Source organism: Pseudolysinimonas sp., assembly GCF_051954455.1.
In the GTDB taxonomy this organism is placed as follows: Bacteria; Actinomycetota; Actinomycetes; order Actinomycetales; family Microbacteriaceae; genus Pseudolysinimonas.
In genome coordinates, this window is record NZ_JBQCHS010000013.1 from 133,164 (window position 1) to 151,131 (window position 17,968).

Annotated in this window: 14 protein-coding genes; 1 reads left to right on the forward strand and 13 read right to left on the reverse strand. The window is 73.3% G+C overall.

All coding sequences use genetic code 11. The features are described from left to right. Nucleotides 1-4 precede the first annotated feature (4 nt). From ACTHM3_RS05430 to ACTHM3_RS05450, 5 genes are all read right to left on the reverse strand, one after another. The gene (locus tag ACTHM3_RS05430; protein ID WP_440405083.1) at nucleotides 5-904 is read right to left on the reverse strand and encodes an SDR family oxidoreductase; all 900 of its coding nucleotides are present in this window, start codon (nucleotides 902-904) and stop codon (nucleotides 5-7) included. Between the two features lie 68 nt (nucleotides 905-972). Then, nucleotides 973-1,866, reverse strand: a complete 894-nt coding sequence (locus ACTHM3_RS05435) for an SDR family oxidoreductase (protein WP_440405084.1) — start codon at nucleotides 1,864-1,866, stop codon at nucleotides 973-975. Between the two features lie 52 nt (nucleotides 1,867-1,918). Next, nucleotides 1,919-3,445, reverse strand: coding sequence for a GMC family oxidoreductase (locus ACTHM3_RS05440; RefSeq protein WP_440405085.1), 1,527 nt, complete (start codon nucleotides 3,443-3,445; stop codon nucleotides 1,919-1,921). A gap of 11 nt (nucleotides 3,446-3,456) precedes the next feature. Further along, complete coding sequence (locus tag ACTHM3_RS05445) at nucleotides 3,457-4,842, reverse strand: alpha/beta fold hydrolase (protein ID WP_440405086.1); 1,386 nt, start codon at nucleotides 4,840-4,842, stop codon at nucleotides 3,457-3,459. 31 nt (nucleotides 4,843-4,873) lie between these two features. Then, on the reverse strand, nucleotides 4,874-6,706 hold the full coding sequence (locus ACTHM3_RS05450; RefSeq protein ID WP_440405087.1) for a glycoside hydrolase family 15 protein: 1,833 nt from the start codon (nucleotides 6,704-6,706) through the stop codon (nucleotides 4,874-4,876). A gap of 140 nt (nucleotides 6,707-6,846) precedes the next feature. Here ACTHM3_RS05450 and ACTHM3_RS05455 point away from each other — a divergent pair, with 140 nt between their 5' ends. Then, nucleotides 6,847-7,134 (forward strand): hypothetical protein, encoded by a 288-nt coding sequence (locus ACTHM3_RS05455; protein WP_440405088.1) that lies wholly within the window; start codon nucleotides 6,847-6,849, stop codon nucleotides 7,132-7,134. A gap of 18 nt (nucleotides 7,135-7,152) precedes the next feature. Here the strand turns inward: ACTHM3_RS05455 and ACTHM3_RS05460 are convergent, their stop codons facing one another. The 8 genes from ACTHM3_RS05460 to ACTHM3_RS05495 form a co-directional block, all read right to left on the reverse strand. After that, nucleotides 7,153-8,103: an acetylxylan esterase gene (locus ACTHM3_RS05460; protein WP_440405089.1), complete on the reverse strand. Its 951-nt coding sequence runs from the start codon at nucleotides 8,101-8,103 to the stop codon at nucleotides 7,153-7,155. Further along, nucleotides 8,100-10,409: an alpha-xylosidase gene (gene yicI, locus ACTHM3_RS05465; protein ID WP_440405090.1), complete on the reverse strand. Its 2,310-nt coding sequence runs from the start codon at nucleotides 10,407-10,409 to the stop codon at nucleotides 8,100-8,102. The genes ACTHM3_RS05460 and yicI overlap by 4 nt, the downstream gene beginning before the upstream one ends. Continuing rightward, complete coding sequence (locus ACTHM3_RS05470) at nucleotides 10,406-12,481, reverse strand: beta-galactosidase (RefSeq protein ID WP_440405091.1); 2,076 nt, start codon at nucleotides 12,479-12,481, stop codon at nucleotides 10,406-10,408. The genes yicI and ACTHM3_RS05470 overlap by 4 nt, the downstream gene beginning before the upstream one ends. Further along, the gene (locus ACTHM3_RS05475) at nucleotides 12,478-13,338 is read right to left on the reverse strand and encodes a carbohydrate ABC transporter permease (RefSeq protein WP_440405092.1); all 861 of its coding nucleotides are present in this window, start codon (nucleotides 13,336-13,338) and stop codon (nucleotides 12,478-12,480) included. Before ACTHM3_RS05475 ends, ACTHM3_RS05470 begins: the two co-directional genes overlap by 4 nt. Further along, on the reverse strand, nucleotides 13,335-14,276 hold the full coding sequence (locus ACTHM3_RS05480; RefSeq protein WP_440405093.1) for a carbohydrate ABC transporter permease: 942 nt from the start codon (nucleotides 14,274-14,276) through the stop codon (nucleotides 13,335-13,337). Before ACTHM3_RS05480 ends, ACTHM3_RS05475 begins: the two co-directional genes overlap by 4 nt. A 61-nt stretch (nucleotides 14,277-14,337) precedes the next feature. After that, nucleotides 14,338-15,624, reverse strand: coding sequence for an ABC transporter substrate-binding protein (locus ACTHM3_RS05485; protein WP_440405094.1), 1,287 nt, complete (start codon nucleotides 15,622-15,624; stop codon nucleotides 14,338-14,340). 105 nt (nucleotides 15,625-15,729) lie between these two features. Continuing rightward, the gene (locus tag ACTHM3_RS05490) at nucleotides 15,730-16,896 is read right to left on the reverse strand and encodes an ROK family transcriptional regulator (protein WP_440405095.1); all 1,167 of its coding nucleotides are present in this window, start codon (nucleotides 16,894-16,896) and stop codon (nucleotides 15,730-15,732) included. Nucleotides 16,897-16,951: 55 nt separating this feature from the next. Next, complete coding sequence (locus ACTHM3_RS05495) at nucleotides 16,952-17,962, reverse strand: LacI family DNA-binding transcriptional regulator (RefSeq protein ID WP_440405096.1); 1,011 nt, start codon at nucleotides 17,960-17,962, stop codon at nucleotides 16,952-16,954. Nucleotides 17,963-17,968 lie beyond the last annotated feature (6 nt).

Sequence of the window (17,968 nt, forward strand, 5' to 3'; positions counted from 1 at the left end):
CCGGCTACGGCGTCGGCATCCCGCCGTCGACGTGGAGGGTCTCGCCGACGACGTACGACGACTCGCCGGACGCGAGGAATACGAACGCGGGCGCGAGTTCCGCGGGCTGACCCCAGCGACCGAGGTAGGTCTGCTCGCCCACCGACGGCAGGTCCTCCGGGGGCTGGCCCCCGGCCGGCTGCAGCGGGGTCCAGATCGGGCCCGGTGCGACCGCGTTGACCCGGATCCCCTTCGGCGCGAGCTGCGCGGCGAGCCCCTTGGCCAGGTTGTTCACCGTCGCCTTCGTCGCGGCGTAGTGGATCAGGTTCGGCGAGGGCGCGTACGCCTGGATCGACGTCGTGTTGATGATCGCCGAGCCCGGCGGCAGGTGCGGCACGGCGGCCTTGGTGACCCAGAAGGTCGCGTAGGCGTTGGTGCGGAACGTCTGGTCGAACTCCTCGTCGGTGAGCTCGGTGATGTCCTCCACATGCTGCTGCTTCGCCGCGTTGTTGACGACGATGTCGAGCCCGCCGAGGCCGTCGACGGCGCGCTGCACCGCCTCGCGGGCGAACTCGGCGCTGGTCAGGTCGCCCGGGATCGCGACGCCCGTGCGCCCCGCGTCCTCGATGAGTCCGATGATGCGCTGCGCGTCCTCCTCCTCCTCGGGCAGGTAGACGATCGCCACGTCGGCGCCCTCGCGCGCGTAGGCGATCGCGACGGCCGCGCCGATGCCGGAGTCGCCGCCGGTGATGAGCGCCTTCCGGCCGGCGAGGCGCCCGGAGCCGCGGTAGGTGTCCTCGCCGTGGTCGGCGGGGACGTTCTCGGCCATCTCGGCGTCGGTTCCCGCGCCGGGGAGGGACTGCGGGTCGGGCACGCGGTCGGCGTAGAGCTTGGTGGGATCCTGCATCGTGTACTGGTCGGTCACAGGGCGACCGTAGGCTCCGAACCGCGCCCGGAACCGACCCCGGACGCGATGCTCAGCAACGCGCGGCGTTACGGCGTCGGCATCCCGCCGTTGACGCTGAGCGTCGCGCCCGACACGAAGCTCGCCTCGGGCGACGCGAGGAAGACGTAGGCGGGGGCGAGCTCCGCCGGCTGGCCCGACCGGCCGTAGGCGGTCTCCTCGCCGTAATGCGTCATCTGCTCCATCGTCACGCCGTGCGAGACCTGCAGCGGCGTCCACACCGCGCCCGGCGCGACGACGTTGACGCGGATGCCGCGCGGCGCGAGCTGCTGCGCGAGCCCCTTCGCGAGGTTGTTGACCGCCGCCTTCGTGCTCGCGTAGTCGATCCGCTCGGGGGCCGGCTGGTACGCCTCGAGGGACGCGGTCGAGATGATCGCGGAGCCGGGGCCGAGGTGCGGCAGGGCGGCCTTGGTGATCCAGAAGTTGGCGAACACGTTCGTGCGGTAGGTGCGCTCGAACTGCTCGTCGGAGAGGTCCTCGAGCCTCTCGGCGACCACCTGCTTGCCGGCGTTGTTGACGAGGATGTCGAGGCCGCCGAGCTCGTCGACCGCGCGCGCCACCAGCTCGCGGCAGAACGCCGCCTCCGTGATGTCGCCGGGGAGGGAGACGGCGTGCCGACCCGCCTCCTCGATGAGCGCGACGATCCGGTCGGCGTCGGACTGCTCCTCCGGCAGGTGCGAGATCGCGACGTCGGCACCCTCCCGCGCGTACGCGATCGCGACGGCGCCGCCGATCCCCGAGTCGCCGCCGGTGATGAGGGCCCGGCGGCCGGTCAGTCGGCCGGTGCCGCGGTAGGACGTCTCGCCGAGGTCGGGCAGCGGCTCCATGCCGCTCTGCAGACCGGGCTCGTCCTGCAGCTGCTCCGGCGGGTGGATCCGGCCGTAGCGGGTCACCGGGTTGTCGAACGCGTACTGATCGGCCATGGCCGCACGCTACGGGCGGCGCGGCCGGGGAGGCCGGACTCGCGCCTGGCGCTCAGGCCGCGAGCATCGCCTCCGCCGTCCGCAGCGAGAGCGCCATGAGCGTGAGCGCGGGATTGGCGGCGAGCGAGCTCGGGAACACGGACGCGTCGCAGACCCACAGGTTGTCGATCTCGTGGCTCCGCCCGCGGGGATCGACGACCGACGTCGCGGGGTCCGCGCCCATCCGGGCCGTGCCGATCGTGTGGGCGCTCCGCGGCAGGGTCATCGTCGAGCGCGCCCCCGCCGCCCGGAGGATGGCCTCCATCACCGGGACCGCGTGCGCGTCGATGGCCCGCTCGTTCTCCCCCGCCGAGAACGTGACCCGCGCGAGCGGCACGCCGAGCTCGTCGGTCTCGTCGGCGAGCTCCAGCCGGTTCTCCTCGCTCGGCAGGCACTCCGCGTTGATGCCGATGCCCGCCATGTACCGGTAGCCGAGCAGCGCGTCGACGAGCTCGCGTCCCCACACGCCCGCGCGCGCGACGCTCGTCGCCCAGGTCGCGGGCATGACGCCGAGGCTCTGCATGAGGTAGCCGCCGGCGAACGACGCGTCGCCCGGGCGCACCATGTCCTCCGAGATCAGCGACGACGGGTACCCGCGGTAGCCGCGGACCTCCTCGTCGAACCGGCCCCAGACCTGCACGGCGCCGTGCGCCAGGAAGTTGCACCCCACCTGCCCACTCGCGTTGGCGATTCCCGCGTGCAGGAGCAGGCGCGGCGTCTCGACCCCGCCGGCCGCGAGCACGACGGCCCGACAGCGCTGCCGCACGTCGCGGCCCTCATGGCGGTAGACGACGGCGACGATCCGGCCGGCGGCGTCGGTCTCGAGCCCGTGGACGGTCGCGTCGGGACGGATCTCCGCCCCGGCCGCGACGGCGCGCGGCAGGTAGGTGGTGTCCATCGACGCCTTCGCGGTGCTGCGGCAGCCCTGGTGGCAGGTGCCGCAGTTCGCGCAGGCCGGGCGGATGCCGACGCCGTCCTGATGCCGGTCGCGGGTGATGAGCGCGGCCGGCGCATCGGCGACGCGGATGCCGACCCGCTCCGCCCCCGTCGCCATGAGGTCGGCCGGGGCGTTGCGGGCCGCGGGCGGGTACGCGTAGCGGCGGCCGGTGTCCCACGGATATCCCGACGGCCCCGAGACCCCGATCTCGCGCTCGACGCGCTCGACCCAGCCGATCAGCTCCGCGTGCTCGATCGGCCAGTCCGCGCCGACGCCGGTCTCGGAGCGGAGCCGCAGGTCGCGCGCGTCGGGGCGCGGGGTGAACGCGCCCCAGTGCAGGGTCGATCCCCCGACGCCGCGACCGCTGTTGTTGGGCCCGAACGCCGTCGGGGTCCCGCCGCCGCTCAGCCGCTCGCCCATCCAGTTGATGTCGACCGCCTCGAGCTCGTCGGGCGTGTGCTGCTGCGGATCGTGATTCGACCCCGCCTCGAGGGCGACGACCGCGAGCCCGCGCTCCGCGAGCACGGCCGTGAGCGGCGCCCCGCCCGCGCCGGTGCCGACGACGACGACGTCGACCTCGCCGTCGGTGCCGTATCGGCGCATCCCGTCCAGGTTCACGCGGCGCCCTCCGTCATCGCGGGCTCCCATGCCTCGCGGCGGCCGAGCCCCAGGATCTCGAAGCCCTGGATGCGCAGCCGCTGGCCACCACTCGCGACCCCGTCGTACCCGATGGCGGCCATCGCGGCGGGGTGGGCCAGCCACTGCTGCACGAGGTCGACCCGCACGTCCTCGAGCCACGCCCGCAGCGCCTCCGGGGAGAGCGCCGCGTCGACGCCCGCACCGACGCCCGCACCGTCGCCCGCGATCGCGGCGGCGACGATCGCCCGGCGCCGGTCGTCGTCGGCCCCGTCGAGCTCGCGCAGGACGTCCAGCCCGGCGCGGTAGGCCTCGGGGTCCGCCGGCAGCAGGTCGTTGCGCCATCCGTCGCCCGTGCCGGCGGCGAGCCGCGCATCCACCCGCGCGGCGAGGTCGATCGCGCGTCCGGGCTGCGGCAGGAGCAGGTCGGCCAGCACCCGGAGCCGTGCGAGCTGTGCGGCGTCGAGCGCGCGCGGTGTGGCCTCGAGGTCGTCGGCGACCGCACGACGAGCGAGGGCGGCGCGCGTGCGCGGGGCGACGCGCGAGGAGGCGAGCATCCGCGCATAGTCGGCCGGGAGCGCGGGGGCGGTGCCGGCCTCCTCCGCCCACCAGCGCCGGATCGCGGCGGCGACCTCGTCCGGTCGCTCGAGCGGGAGCAGGTGGCCGGCGCCGTCGAGGGTCGCGAACCGTGCGCGCGGGTAGACGGGGCCGTTGACCGCGCGCTGCGCCTCCTCGCCGAGGTCGGCGTCCTCTCCCCCGGCGATCACGAGCGCGGGCAGGTCGAGCACGCCGGTCTCGGCGGAGCGGTCCTCCCGCGATCCGCGCTGCAGCCAGGCGGTCCAGGCCTCCGGGTCGGCGGCCGCGAGCAGCTCGCGCATCAGCGCGTCCCGGTCGTCGGGCAGCGGCGCTCCCACGTTGCCGTCGATGAACTCGCGGATCTGCGCCGCGTTGAGGCGGGAGCCGTCGGCCGTCCACGACAGCATGCGCTCGCGCCGGTCCTCGTCCATCGGCTCCGGCGACGGCGGCGAGCCGGCCAGCAGCACCACCCCCGCGAGCCCGAACAGGGGGGCGTCGCCCGACAGCGTCCGGGCCGCCACGAGGGAGGCGATCTTGCCGCCCATGCTGTGCCCGAGGAGCAGCCAGCGGTGCGGCTGGCGCCGGCGGATCTCGCGCAGCACGAGCGCGACCATCTCGTCGACCGTCGTGCCGTCCGCGGCGGAGCGGCCGCCGAATCCGGGCAGGTCGATCGCCACGAGGTCGGCGTCGGCGGCGAGCGCGGCGGCGAGCGGCTCGAAGGACCGGGCACCGGATCCGAGGGCGGGGAGGGCGAAGATCGTGGGGCGCTCGACCCCGGATGGACTCACGGATCGTGTCTACGCGACGCCGACCCGACGATCACCGCTTGTCCGGGCGGCGTCCAGGCTCCGCGGTCTCGCGCCCCTCGAGCAGGTCGGTGATCGTCCGGGCGGCCTGCACGAGCGCCAGGTGGCTGAGGGCCTGCGGGAGGTTGCCGAGGAATGAGCCGTCGGCGGGGTCCACCATCTCGGCGAGGATGCCGACATCGTTCGGCAGCCGGACGAGCTCGTCCATGAGCTCCCTCGCCTCCTCGATCCGGCCCACGCGCGCGAGCGCCTCGGCCAGCCAGAAGGAGCAGGCGACGAAGGCGCCCTCCTCCGACGGCATGCCCGAGTAGCGGTGCAGCAGCGGCCCGCTGCCGAGCTCGTCGCGCAGCGCATCGATCGTGCGCGACATCCGCTCCCCGGTGTCGAAGCCCGACCGCGCGTGCAGCAGCACCGACGCGTCGAGGCGCCGGCTGCCCGGCCACATGACGTAGGCGCCGCGCTTCTTCGACCATCCCTTGTCGTCGACCCAGCGCCGGATCGCGTCGCGGTTGCGCCGCCAGCGCCGCACGAGGCTCGGATCGGGCGTGATGTGCCCGGCGTCGGCGAGCCGACAGGCCGCGTCCAGCGCCTGCCAGCAGGCCATCTTGCTGCTGACGTAGTGGCGCTTGCGGGTCAGCTCCCACAGCCCGGAGTCCTTCTCCGGCCACCGTTCGCACGCCCACGTCGCGAGCCGGGCGAGCAGGTCGCTCGACTCGAGGTCGAGCATGTTGCCGCTCTCGACGTAGCGGGTGAGGAGCCCGAGGACGTCGGCGAAGATGCCGAGCTGCAGCTGGTCGGCGGCCCGGTTGCCCTGCAGCACGGGGCCGACGCCGTCCCACCCCTCGGCCTTCACCCGGCGGACCGCCCCGTCGCGGCTCCCGTCGAGGCGGAGGAACACCTGCACGCCGTCACCGTGCGCCTTCAGCGCGTCGAGCATCCAGGAGGTCGCCGCGTGCGGCTCCTCGCGCAGCCCGAAGTCGAGCATCGCGTCGACGGCGTAGGCGAGGTCGCGGATCCAGGCGTAGCGGTAGTCCCAGTTCTTGCCGCCCGCACGCGACTCGGGCAGCGAGGTGGTGGCCGCGGCCGCGATCGCGCCGGTGGGGCTGTAGAGGAGGAGCTTCAGGGCGAGCATGCTGCGCTGCACCGGCTCCACCCACGGGCCGCGGTCCCAGCTGAACTCCCGCGACCAGGTCTGCCAGTTGGCGATCGTGCGGTCGACGCCCTCGTCGACGATGCGCGGGTCGGGCAGGTGCACGGGCTCGCCGTCGGTGCCGACGACGCAGACCAGGTGCGCGGATCCCGGTCCGGTCGCGAAGCGGCCCGCGAACCGCGGCGGCGCGTCCGCGACCCAGTGCTCCGGATCGTGCGGATCGAGTCGGCCGTGCCCGGATCCGACGAGCGCGATGTTGACGGCGTCGCAGCGCAGCAGCGGGCCGAACGGCGTCGGGACCCGCTCGGGCGGGGCGTCGCCGAACAGGTTGCCCGGCTCGACCGCCCACTCGAGCTCGACCGACCCGGCGATCCCGCGGACCCGCCGGGCGAGCTCGGTCCACGGGAGCCGACCCGCGACGCCGGTCACGAGCGCATCGGTGACCTCGGCGATCCCGTCGGCGGTGACGAACCGGGTGACCAGCACGTTGGTGCCGGGCTCGTAGCGGCGCTGCGCCGAGAACGTCGCCGTGGGGCGGAGCCGGATCGCGCCCCCGGCCGGATCGAGCAGCGCCGCGAAGGCGGGCGCGGTGTCGAGACCCGGGATTGGGAACCAGTCGATCGTCGCGTCGCTCGCCACGAGGGCGATGGTCCGCCCGTCGCCGATCGCCGCGTAGTCACGGAGCGGCCGGCTCATGCGACGGGACCGCGGGGAGGGCGCACGGCTCGACGGTAGAGGCCGGGTCGGCGACGCCCGGCCGGTCCCCAGCCGTTTCGCGGGGACGCCCGGGCGGCGAGGGCCTACCGTGTGAATCGACGGGGACGACGGGAGGCCCGATGAGCGGTGCGGAGTCGGAGGGCGTGAGCGCCGCCGTCGGCGCCATGAGCGACAGCATGTTCGCGGAGTGCCTGGAGACGGGCCAGGCCGCTCGGGTCGTCCCGGACGACGAGAGCGCGGAGAGCATCCGCCGGCTGCTGCGGGTGACGGCGCAGGACGCCGGTGTCGGGATCCGGACCGCGCGCACCGACGACACGGTCGTCGTGGTCCGTATCGACGCCGAGGTCTGGGGCGAGGACGCCGGGACCATGCGGCGGAAGCTGACGCCGGCCGAGCGGCTCGACTGACCCGGACCGCGCCGCAGGTCAGGCCGCGAGCCGCCGCAGGATGCCGGCGTCCGCGAAGGGGCCGCCGCCTTCGTGCCCGTTGAAGGGGAAGAGCTCGAGCTCCTTCTCGCCCGCGTACGCGTGGAAGGCTCCCGCCACCGTCGACGGCTTGCACGTCTCGTCCATGAGGGCGGCGCCGAACCACGCGGGTGCCGTCGCGCGACGGGCGAAGTTGACCCCGTCGACGTAGCGCAGCGTCTCCATCACCCGGTCGACGTGGTCGCGGTGCGCGGCGAGGTACCGCACGATCTCGGCGTAGGGGTCCGCGTCGTGGATGCGGACGGCGCGCGGGAAGTCGCAGAGGAACGGCACGTGCGCGAACATCCGGCCGACGCCCGCGTGGAGCCCGGCGACCGCGATCGAGAGGCCGCCGCCCTGGCTCGTGCCGAGGACCGCGACCCGGTCGGGGTCGATGTCCGGTAGTTCCAGCGCGGCGTCGAGCCCGCGGACCGCGTCGGTGATGAGCCGCACGAGGTAGGAGGTGGCGGGCGAGCCGATTCCCCGCGTCATGAAGCCCGGCGACTGCGGCCCCGACGGGGCGTCGTCGGGGGTGTCACCGACGGACCACATGGAGCCCTGCCCGCGCACGTCGACCTGCAGGTGGGCGTAGCCGGCCGACGCCCAGAGGAGGTTCTCGGTCGGCAGGCCGCGTCCGCCGCCGTAGCCGACGTACTGGACAACGAGCGGGAGCCGCCCGCCCCCGCGGGGGCGCCGGAGCCACGCCCGCACCGGCTGGCCGTCGAACCCCGAGAACGTCACGTCGGCGACGTCGAGGGTCACGAGCCCGGCGTCGACGGGGACGACCCGGGTCGCGGTCGCGGTCGAGCGCGCGCGGCCGAGCGTCTCCGCCCAGAAGTCGTCGAAGTCGTCGGGCGCGGTCTGGGAGCTGCGGTAGTCGAGCAGCGCCTCCGCATCGAGGTCGGTGTTCATGGCAGGTCGATCCTGCCCCCGGCCGCCGCGACCGCGGTGCCGTCGGCGCGGCGCGCCCGCCATCCTGCGGCCAGGTCGCTCTCGATGCGGACGCCCCCCGACGCGACGCCCACCCGGAACTCGGCGGAGCGGCCGTCCGGGTCGGTGACGGTGATCGTGCGCTCGCCCTCCGGCCCCGGGTACACCACGAGCTCGAGGTCGTCGAGGTACGGGGTGTCGGGGCGGTCGGTGCGCGCGCTCATCGGGAGCACGGCGCCCTCGCGCACGTAGAGCGGGAGCGAGTCGAAGCCGTGCCGCTCGCGGCGCCACCCGCCTCCCTTGACGACCGCCCCGTCGAGCAGGCCCGTCCAGCGGCCCGCGGGCAGGTAGAAGTCGACCACGCCCTCCGGGTCGAGCACGGGCGCGACGAGGATGTCGGGGCCGAGCATGTACTGCCGGTCGAGGTGCGCGGTGGCCGGGTCGTCGGGGTAGGCGACCGGCATGGGGCGCATGACCGGGATGCCCCGCTCGTGCGCCTCGAGACCCGCCGCGTAGAGGTAGGGCATGAGGCGCATCTTGAGGTGGGCGAAGCGACGCGTCACCTCGACGGCCTCCTCGTCGAACGCCCACGGCACGCGGTACGAGCCGCTGCCGTGGAACCGGGTGTGGCTCGAGAGCAGGCCGAACGCGGTCCAGCGCTTGTACACGCCCGCATCCGGCGTGCCCTCGAAGCCGCCGATGTCGTGGCTCCAGAAGGCGAAGCCGCTGAGGGCGAGCGAGAGACCGCCGCGCAGGGTCTCGGCCATCGAGGCGAAGGTCGACGTGGAGTCGCCGCCCCAGTGCACCGGCATCCGCTGCCCGCCGACCGTCGCCGAGCGCGCGAAGACGACCGCGTCGCCCGTGCCGCGCTCCTCGGTGAGGACCTCGAACACCGCCTGGTTGTAGAGCTGGGCGTACCAGTTGTGCATGCGCTCGGGGTCGGAGCCGTCGTGCCAGACGACGTCGGTCGGGATCCGCTCGCCGAAGTCGGTCTTGAAGCAGTCGACCCCCTGGCGCAGCAGGCGCCGCAGCTGGTCCTGGAACCAGCGCACCGCATCCGGGTTCGTAAAGTCGACGACGCCCATGCCGGCCTGCCAGAGATCCCACTGCCAGACAGTGCCGTCCGGACGGCGGACCAGGTAGCCGGCGGCGGCCGCCTCGTCGAACAGCGGCGAGCGCTGGGCGATGTAGGGGTTGATCCAGACGCAGATGCGGAGGTCCTTGGCGTGCAGCCGCGCGAGCATGCCCTTCGGGTCGGGGAAGACCCGCGGGTCCCACTCGAAGTCGCACCAGTTGAACTCGCGCATCCAGAAGCAGTCGAAGTGGAAGACGCTGAGCGGGAGGTCGCGCTCGGCCATCGCGTCGACGAACGACGTCACCGTCGCCTCGTCGTAGTCGGTCGTGAAGCTCGTCGAGAGCCACAGCCCGTAGGACCAGGCGGGCACCTTCGCCGGGCGGCCGGTCAGCCGCGTGTAGCGCTCGAGGACGTCGGCCGGCGTCGGCCCGTCGATGACGAGGTATTCGAGCGCCTCGCCCGCGACGGAGAACTGCACGCGCTCGACCGCCTCGGACCCGACCTCGAACGAGACGTGGCGCGAGGAGTTGACGAGCACCCCGTAGCCGCGGCTCGACAGGTAGAAGGGGACGTTCTTGTACGCCTGCTCGCTCGAGGTGCCGCCGTCGGCGTTCCACACCTCGACGACCTGGCCGTTCTTGACGAGCGGACCGAACCGCTCGCCGAGACCGTAGATCGACTCCCCCACGCCGAGCTCCAGCTGTTCGTGGACGTAGGCGGGCCCGTCGGGCGCGGGCGATCCGGTGCGGGCGTTCGTGACGATTCCGCGGTCGACCTCGGCATCCGGCGCGAGGCGCAGGTAGCCGAGCGACTTGTGGCCGGAGGACGTGAGGAGGCGCTCGCCGTGTCGGAACTCCAGGCTCCACGGGCCGCCGAGGCCGACCCGCGCCTCGAGGCCGCCGGTCCGGAGGACGCCGCGCTCGGCGTCGACCTCGATCTCGCCGGTGTCCTCGCCCGCGCCGACCAGGTCGAAGCCGTCGGCGACCGCGCCGCCGCGGTGGTGCTCGATCCGTACCCGGACGACGCCCTCGAGCGGCGAGCTGACGGTGACCATCATCACGGGGCGGTTGAGCACGTCGCCGCGCCGCTCGATCGCCTTCGTCGGCGCGGTGACGACGAGCCGCCGCCCGTCGGCGACGATGTCGTGCGCCTCCTGCGCGTACAGCGCGGTGACGCCCGGGCGCAGCTGCCAGAACCCGTCCGTGAACTTCATCGTGCCTCCTGGATGACGGCGACGCCGCCGGGCGGGATCTCGAACGAGCCGGCCGACGACCGGCCCGACACCAGGTCGACGCCGTGGGCGCGGACGGCTCGCGGCGCATCGGTATCGTGGTTAATGACGAAGAGGAACGACCCGGCGTCGCCGATGCGGCGGGTCGCCTCGAGGCCGGGATCGATCTCCGCCACCGGGGCGAGTGCGGCCGCGTCGACCAGACGGTCGATGATGTCGGCCGCGCCGCGCTCGTCGGGACGGGTCGCGAGGTAGAGGGCCGCGCCCTCCCCGACGGGGCGGCGGGTCAGCAGCGGGACGCCGTCGAGCACGCCGCCGCTCCAGCGGACGAGCGCCTCGGCGCCGCGGAGCTCGAGGTCCTCGGTCCACAGGCTCGCGGTCCATCCGGCGTCGGTCGCCGCGCTCTCGCCGGGAGCGAGCGGCCGGACCTCGGTCGACCGGACCCCGAGGAGCTCGCGCAGCCGGCCGGGGTATCCGCCGGTCAGCACCCGGCCGTTCTCGTCGAGCACGCCCGTCGAGAACCCGACGAGCACCTGGGCCCCGCGTTCCGCGGCCGCGGCCAGCGCGGCGGCGACCGGTTCCCCGACGACCGGAACGGTCGGGACGAGGATCAGGTCGCGGTCGTCGAGGGGCGCCGAGGTCGGCAGCACGTCGACCCCGATCCCGCGCGCGGTGAGGGTCCGGTGCAGCAGCTGCGGCAGGTCGAAGGCGCGGAGCCGGTCGGTCGGGCCGGGGCCCGCCCGCAGCGCCCACGCCGCCTGGTCGTCGAACAGGATCGCGACGCGCGCCCGCTCCACGGTCGTCGCGGCGGCCGGGGCGATCCGGCCGAGGAGCGCGCCGAACTCGACGACCTCGCGGAAGACCCGGCTGTCGGCGCCGGCGTGCGGCACCATCCCGGAGTGGTACTGCTCGGCGCCCGCCGAGGACTGCCGCCACTGGAAGTAGAGGGCGCCCTGCGATCCGCGGGCGATGTGCGCCAGGCTGTTCCGCGCCAGCTGACCCGGGTCCTTGGCGAGGTTGACGCCCTGCCAGTTGACGGCGCTCGTGGAGTGCTCCATGAGCAGCCATGGACGGCCCTCGCCCATCCCCCGCACCCGGTCGGCGCTGAACGCCAGGTCGCCGGCGCGGTCCTCGACCTCGGGCCGGAGGTAGTGGTCGTTGGCGACGATGTCGACCTCGCGCGCCCAGCGCGCGTAGTCGTCGGTGCCCGGGTCGCCCATCACCATGAAGTTGGTCGTGACGGGGAGGTGCGGGGTGACCTCGCGGAGCACGGCGCGCTCGGCGAGGTAGTGGCCGAGCAGCGCGTCGGAGGTGAAGCGCGCCCAGTCGAGCCGCAGCCCCGGGTTGTGCGCGGTGCGCGAGAAGCGCGGCGGGTCGATCTCGTCGATCGAGCCGTAACGGTGCCCCCAGAACGCGGTGCCCCAGGCCGCGTTGACCGCGTCGACGTCGCCGTGCCGGTCGGCGAGCCACGCGCGCCACGCGACGGTCGTCTCGTCGCTGAAGCACTGCGCGTTCTCGTTGCCGATCTCGTTGCTCACGTGCCAGAGGCGCACGGCGGGGTGCGAGCCGTAGCGCTCGGCCATCGCCCGCACGATCCGCAGCGCGTAGCGCCGGAACACCGCGGAGCTCGGCGACCACGCCAGCCGCCCGCCCGGAGCGGTGCGCACGCCGCGCTCGTCGACGGTCGCGATCTCGGGGTGCGCGCGCAGCAGCCACATCGGCGGGGCCGCGGTCGGCGTCGCGAGCGCCACCCCGATGCCGTTCTCGTGCAGCAGGTCGAGCACGCGGTCGAGCCACCCCCACTCGAACACGCCGTCCGCGGTCTCGAGCAGCCCCCACGAGAAGACGCCGACCGTGACGGTCGTGACGCCCGCCCGGCGCATGAGCTCGACATCCTCCGCCCACACCGATTCCGGCCACTGCTCCGGGTTGTAGTCGCCGCCGTAGGCGAACCCGGGCGCGATCGCGGGGAACCGGCGCGGCTCCGGGAGGTCGGCGGCGTGCGAGACGACGTCGAGTGGGCTCGCGACGCCGTCCGGGTGAGGCATCGTCATCCCTTGAGGCTCCCGCTGATGAGGTCGAGGCGCCAGTACCGCTGCAGGAACAGCATGAGGACCACGATGGGCACGATCGAGAGCAGCGCCCCCATGATGGCCAGGCTGTACAGCGCGGGCGTGCCGGTGCCGCGGTTCAGCAGCAGGTAGAGGCCGGTGGTCAGCGGGAACTTCGACTCGTCGCTCAGCATGAGGAACGGCAGCAGGAAGTTGTTCCAGATGCCGATGAACTGCAGCATGAACACGGTCACGAGACCGGGCATCATCATCGGCAGAGCGATCGACCGGAAGGTGCGGAACTCGCTCGCCCCGTCGATGCGCGACGCCTCGACGGTCTCGTCGGGCACCGCTCCCTGCGCGTAGATGCACGCGAGGTAGATCCCGAACGGGTTGATGATGCTCGGCAGCAGCACCGACCACTGGGTGTTCGCGAGGCCGATCGCCGAGACCAGGAAGTACTGCGGGATCGCGACCGTGATCTGCGGCAGCATGACGCCCGCGAGCAGCACCGTGAACACGATCGCGCGGCCCGGGAACCGGTACCGGGCGAGCGCGTACCCCGCCATCGCCGAGACGAGCGTCGAGAGCACCGCACCGCCGCCGGCGTAGATGAGGCTGTTGAGCGCCCAGCTCCAGAACACGCCGCCCTCGTAGGTGAGCAGGTCGCCGAGATTCTGCCCGAAGCCGGTGCCCGGGATGAACGAGAAGCTCGAGAACAGCTCGCCCCGCGACTTGGAGGACGCGGTCACGACCCAGAGGATCGGGATCAGCGTGTAGACCGCCCCGAGGATCAGGACGATCGTCGGGACGACGCGGGAGCGGTGCAGCCGCCCGCGGGGAACGGAGACGGCGCTCATCGGGCCCTCCCGTCGTCGAACGTCCGGCGCTGGAGCGCACGCAGCAGGAGCAGCGAGACGATGAGGGTCCCGAGCGCGAGGATCACCGACGCGGCGGCCGCGCCGGAGACGTCGTCGAGGCTGAACGCGTCCTGGTACACCTTCATGAGCGGGAAGAAGGTCGACGAGATCGAGTTGGAGAGCGACTTCAGCGTGGTCGGCTCCGAGTACGCCTGCAGGGTCCCGATGAGCGAGAACAGCAGGGTGAGCACGAGGGCGGGCGCGAGCAGCGGGATCTTGATCCGCCAGGCGATCTGCCACTCGGAGGCCCCGTCGATCTTGGCCGCCTCGTAGATGTCGGTCGGGATGGACCGCAGCGCGGTGTACAGCACGATCATGTTGAATCCGACGCCGCCCCAGACGCCGATGTTGGCGAGGGCGCCGTACACGTTGGAGCCGTTCAGGAAGTCGAACGGCGGAAGACCGACCGCCTTCAGCACGTAGTTGAAGGGGCTCGTGCTCGGGAGGTACATGAAGCCCCACAGCAGCGTCGCGATGACGCCCGGCACGGCGTAGGGCAGGAAGATCGCGGTCCGCGCGAAGCGGATCGCCCGCACGCCCGGCAGGTCGAGCAGGAGCGCGAAGAGCAGCGCGAGCCCGAGGGTGAGCGGCACCGTGACGACGCCGAACAGGGCGAGCCGCTGCAGCGAGGCGAGGAACTCGGGGGCGGTCAGCGCGGCGACGTAGTTGTCCAGGCCGACGAAGACCTGCTGGCGGGTGCCGAACGCGCCGCCCTGCACGCGGAGGCCCACGAAGCTCAGGTAGATCGCGTATCCCATCGGGATCAGCAGGAAGACCGTGAACAGCACGATCGCAGGGGCGAGAAAGGCCCAGGGCGCGACCCGGGGGCGGGTCGAGCCGCGGCGGCGTCGCAGGGCGACCGGCGCGGCGGTGGTCATGAGTGCTCCCTTCGCACGGGACCGGGGCGGCCGCCGGACGGCCGCCCCGGATCGCTCGGTGCTACTTGGTGACGGTGAAGCCCGTCTTCTTGAGGTCGGCCACGACCGCGTCCTGGGTCTTCGTCAGCGCATCGGCGTACGGCGTCTTGTTCGTCGTCGCGGCCTTGATCGCGTCGGCGTAGGTGTCGTACGCGACCTGCACGTTCGGACCCCAGGTCACCTTGGCGGTGTGCTTGGCGATGTGCTGCGCGACCGTCCAGAAGTCGTCCTGACCCTCGACGATCGGCGGCACCGAGAGGCCGCTGAGGCTCTCCTGACCGGGGATCGAGGCCGGGAACAGCCCGCCGACGGCCAGTCGCGACGCGCCGTCCTTGGAGGCGTTCAGCCACGACAGGAACTCGACGGCCTCCTTGGGGTGCTTGGAGGTCTTCGTCACCATGGCGGTGGAGCCGCCCATGAAGCCGACCTGCTGCTCGCCGTCCCACGAGGGCATCGGCGCGATCCGCCAGTCGCCCTTGGTGTCCGGCGCGACCGACTCGATGGTGCCCGGCGCCCAGACGCCCGCGGTCCAGGTGAGGAGGGTGCCGTTGTTCATCTCGGTGTTCCACTCCGGGGTGAAGAAGTGGGTCGTGTCGACGAGGCCCTTCTCCACGAGCGGCTGCCAGAAGTCCGCGACCCGCTTGTTGGCGGCGTCGTCGATGCCGACCTTCCAGCTCTTGCCGTCGGTCGAGTACCAGGCGCTGTCCTTGAGCGGCTGCGTGTAGCCGGCGAAGGTGGAGCCGTCATCCGGGTAGCCGCCGAGGAACGCGCTCGGCGCGACCTGCTTGACCTTCGCGGCGAGCGCGGCGTAGTCGTCCCACGTCTTCGGCAGCTCGAGGCCGTACTTCTGGAAGAGGTCGGCGCGGTACATGAGCACCATCGGCGCCGTGTCCTGCGGGATGCCGTAGACCTTGCCGCCGACCGTGGCGAGCTGCCAGGTGGAGGCGGTGTAGTCCTTCTTGATCGCGCCGACCTCCGAGGTGATGTCGGCTGCGGCGCCCGAGACGACGAGGTTCGGGAGCTTCTGGTACTCGGCCGCGGCGATGTCCGGGCCGTTGCCCGCGCGCTCGGCGGCGAGCAGCTTCGCCAGGATGTCGTCGGCTCCGGCCGCCTGGACGACCTTCACCTGGATGTCGGGGTGGGTCTTGTTCCACTGCTGGGTGATCTTGGCGATGCCGGGGGCCCAGGTCCAGTAGGTCAGGTGGACGACCTTGCCGTCGCCGCTCCCGGACTGACCCGAGCAGGCGGCGAGCACGAGGCCGGCCGCGGCGACGACCGCGATGGCGGCCGCGCGGAGGGACTTTCTCATCGGTGCGCTACTCCTTTGTAGAGGCGGCGGAGGGGATGCTGCGACCGCCGGAGACACCGGGCTCCTGCCCGGCTGCGCTATTTTGTCCCTACACGAAACTAAATGTCAAGCGACGGCCCCGCGCTGCAGCTCGTGGGGCTGGACGACGCGCCGGATCGCCGTGATCGCGGCCGCCCACGCGTAGTCGGCGAAGTCGAAGTCCTGCAGGTCGACGGGCACGGGCTCGGACGCCGGATCGAGGTGCTCGGCGATCCCGTCCTGCAGCCGAGCGGGCGCGGAACGCGCGATCGGCAGCCCTTCGCCGGTGACGACGACCTTCTCGGGATCCACCAGGTCGACGAGGTACGCGATGGCCGCGCCGAGCGCGCGGGCCGCCCCCTCGACGGCGCGGACCGCGATCGCGTCGCCGGACTCCGCCCGGCGGATCGCGTCGGCGAAGTCCTGCGTGCCCGCGTTCGCGACGACCGCCTTCTCGGTCACCCAGGCGGAGACGCATCCGCGGTGGCCGCGGTCGCACACCGGATCGTCGGCACCGGAGGTCGCCGCGAGGTGGCCGACCTTGCCGGGGTGGCCGCGGGTGCCGCGGACGAGCTCGTCGTGCACGACGAGCCCCGCGCCGATGCCCGCCCCGAACGACACGACGCCGAGCGAGGTGCAGCCCACCCCCGCGCCGAACCAGTGGTGCCCGACGGTGAGCGCCTGGACGTCGTTCGACACGACGACGGGCAGCCCGGTGGCCTCCGTCATGAGGCGCTGGAGCGGGACGCGATCCCAGCCGAGGAAGTGCGACCCGACGACGGTGGCCCCCTCCGGCGCATCCTCGACGTCACCGGCGAGGCACACCCCGATCGCGGCGAGCCGGGCGTGCCGGGAGCGGAACTCGGCGACCGTCGCGCGGATGAGCTCCACGACCTCCGGCACCCCGCGCGCCGGGAGGGCGCGCTCCACGCGGTCGACGATGCGCGCGTTGAGGTCGGTCACCACGGCGTAGAGCGCGTCGCCGGTGAGCTTCACGCCGGCGAAGTGCGCGGACTCGGGCCGGAGGTCGAGCATCTCCTCGGGCCGGCCGCGGCCGCCCTTCGGGCGCATCTCGCCCTCGACGATGAAGTCGAGATCGACGAGGTCGCGGGTGAGTCGGGTCAGGCTCGTGCGCGAGAAGCCGGTCCGGCGGGCGAGGTCCGCACGCGAGCGCGAGCCGTGCACGAGCACCTCGCGGAGCACGGCGCGCTGTCCGTCGTGGAGCTCCGGCCACGCCCAGGACGGCTCGTCCATCCCGCCTCCAGATCCCGTCCCCGCGGACGTCGGGACAACACTGCCATGCGGCGGGTCAGCGCGAGGGCGGCGCGACGCTCCCCCGCTCGACCAGCGCCGGTGCGACGAAGCTCACGCCGCCCGCGTCGTCGGCGCCGTCGATCTGGGCGAGGAGCGACGCGACCGCGTGACGGCCCAGCCGATCCGGGCCGGTCTCGATCGAGGTGAAGGGCAGCGAGAACAGCCGGCCGAACTCCTCGGAGAACAGGCTGATGACCGAGAGGTCGCGGGGCACCTCGATGCCGCGGGCCGACAGGAGCGAGGGGAGGGCCGCGATCTGCGCGTCGTTGTGCACCACGAGCGACGTCGCGTCGCCGAGGTCGTCGAGGATCCCGCCGAGCTGCTCGCCGAGCTCCGGCTGGATCGTCGCGCCCGCGTGCGTGCGCACCCGGATGCCGTGCTCCGCCGCCCGACCGAGGAACGCGTCGCGGAACCGCCAGGCGTACGCCCCGCCCATCGCGATGACCTCCGTGCTCGGCGTGATGAGAACCGTGCTGCGGTGCCCGTCGGCGTGGAGCCGGTCGACGACGAGCCGGGCGGCCGCCGCGAAGTCGAGGTCGACCACCGACAGGCCCTCGGTGTCGGCGGGGAGGCCGACGAGCGCGGCGGGCTGGTGCAGCCGCCGCAGCTCGGCGAGGCGCGGATCGCGGTCGACGACGTTCAGCAGGATGAAACCATCGACCATGCCGGTCGAGCCCACGCGCCGCAGCGCCGCCGGGCCGTCCTCCTCGGTGAGCATGAGGATGTCGTACCCGGCCTCCCGCGCCGCGTCCGCGATCGGCAGCACGTACTGCAGCATCGCGGGCGGGAACTCGGACGCGAGGAACTGCACGAACAGCCCGATGACCATCGTGCGCGCCGTGGCGAGCGCGCGGGCGCCCGCGTGCGGCGTGAACCCGAGCTCCTGGACGGCGCGGTCGATGCGGGCGCGGGTCGCCGCCGAGATCGGCCGCTTGCCCGACATGGCGTAGGAGACGGTGCTGGCGGAGACCCCCGCGAGCCGCGCGACATCGTCGATCGTCGCCACGTCGTC

Bases quoted from the DNA above. Each gene is read 5' to 3' on its own strand.
- ACTHM3_RS05435 (WP_440405084.1), bottom strand. From the start codon at position 1,866: ATGGCCGATCAGTACGCGTTCGACAACCCGGTGACCCGCTACGGCCGG.
- ACTHM3_RS05440 (WP_440405085.1), bottom strand. From the start codon at position 3,445: ATGCGCCGATACGGCACCGACGGCGAGGTCGACGTCGTCGTCGTCGGC.
- ACTHM3_RS05450 (WP_440405087.1), bottom strand. From the start codon at position 6,706: ATGAGCCGGCCGCTCCGTGACTACGCGGCGATCGGCGACGGGCGGACC.
- ACTHM3_RS05455 (WP_440405088.1), top strand. From the start codon at position 6,847: ATGAGCGGTGCGGAGTCGGAGGGCGTGAGCGCCGCCGTCGGCGCCATG.
- ACTHM3_RS05460 (WP_440405089.1), bottom strand. From the start codon at position 8,103: ATGAACACCGACCTCGATGCGGAGGCGCTGCTCGACTACCGCAGCTCC.
- yicI (WP_440405090.1), bottom strand. From the start codon at position 10,409: ATGAAGTTCACGGACGGGTTCTGGCAGCTGCGCCCGGGCGTCACCGCG.
- ACTHM3_RS05470 (WP_440405091.1), bottom strand. From the start codon at position 12,481: ATGACGATGCCTCACCCGGACGGCGTCGCGAGCCCACTCGACGTCGTC.
- ACTHM3_RS05475 (WP_440405092.1), bottom strand. From the start codon at position 13,338: ATGAGCGCCGTCTCCGTTCCCCGCGGGCGGCTGCACCGCTCCCGCGTC.
- ACTHM3_RS05480 (WP_440405093.1), bottom strand. From the start codon at position 14,276: ATGACCACCGCCGCGCCGGTCGCCCTGCGACGCCGCCGCGGCTCGACC.
- ACTHM3_RS05485 (WP_440405094.1), bottom strand. From the start codon at position 15,624: ATGAGAAAGTCCCTCCGCGCGGCCGCCATCGCGGTCGTCGCCGCGGCC.
- ACTHM3_RS05490 (WP_440405095.1), bottom strand. From the start codon at position 16,896: ATGGACGAGCCGTCCTGGGCGTGGCCGGAGCTCCACGACGGACAGCGC.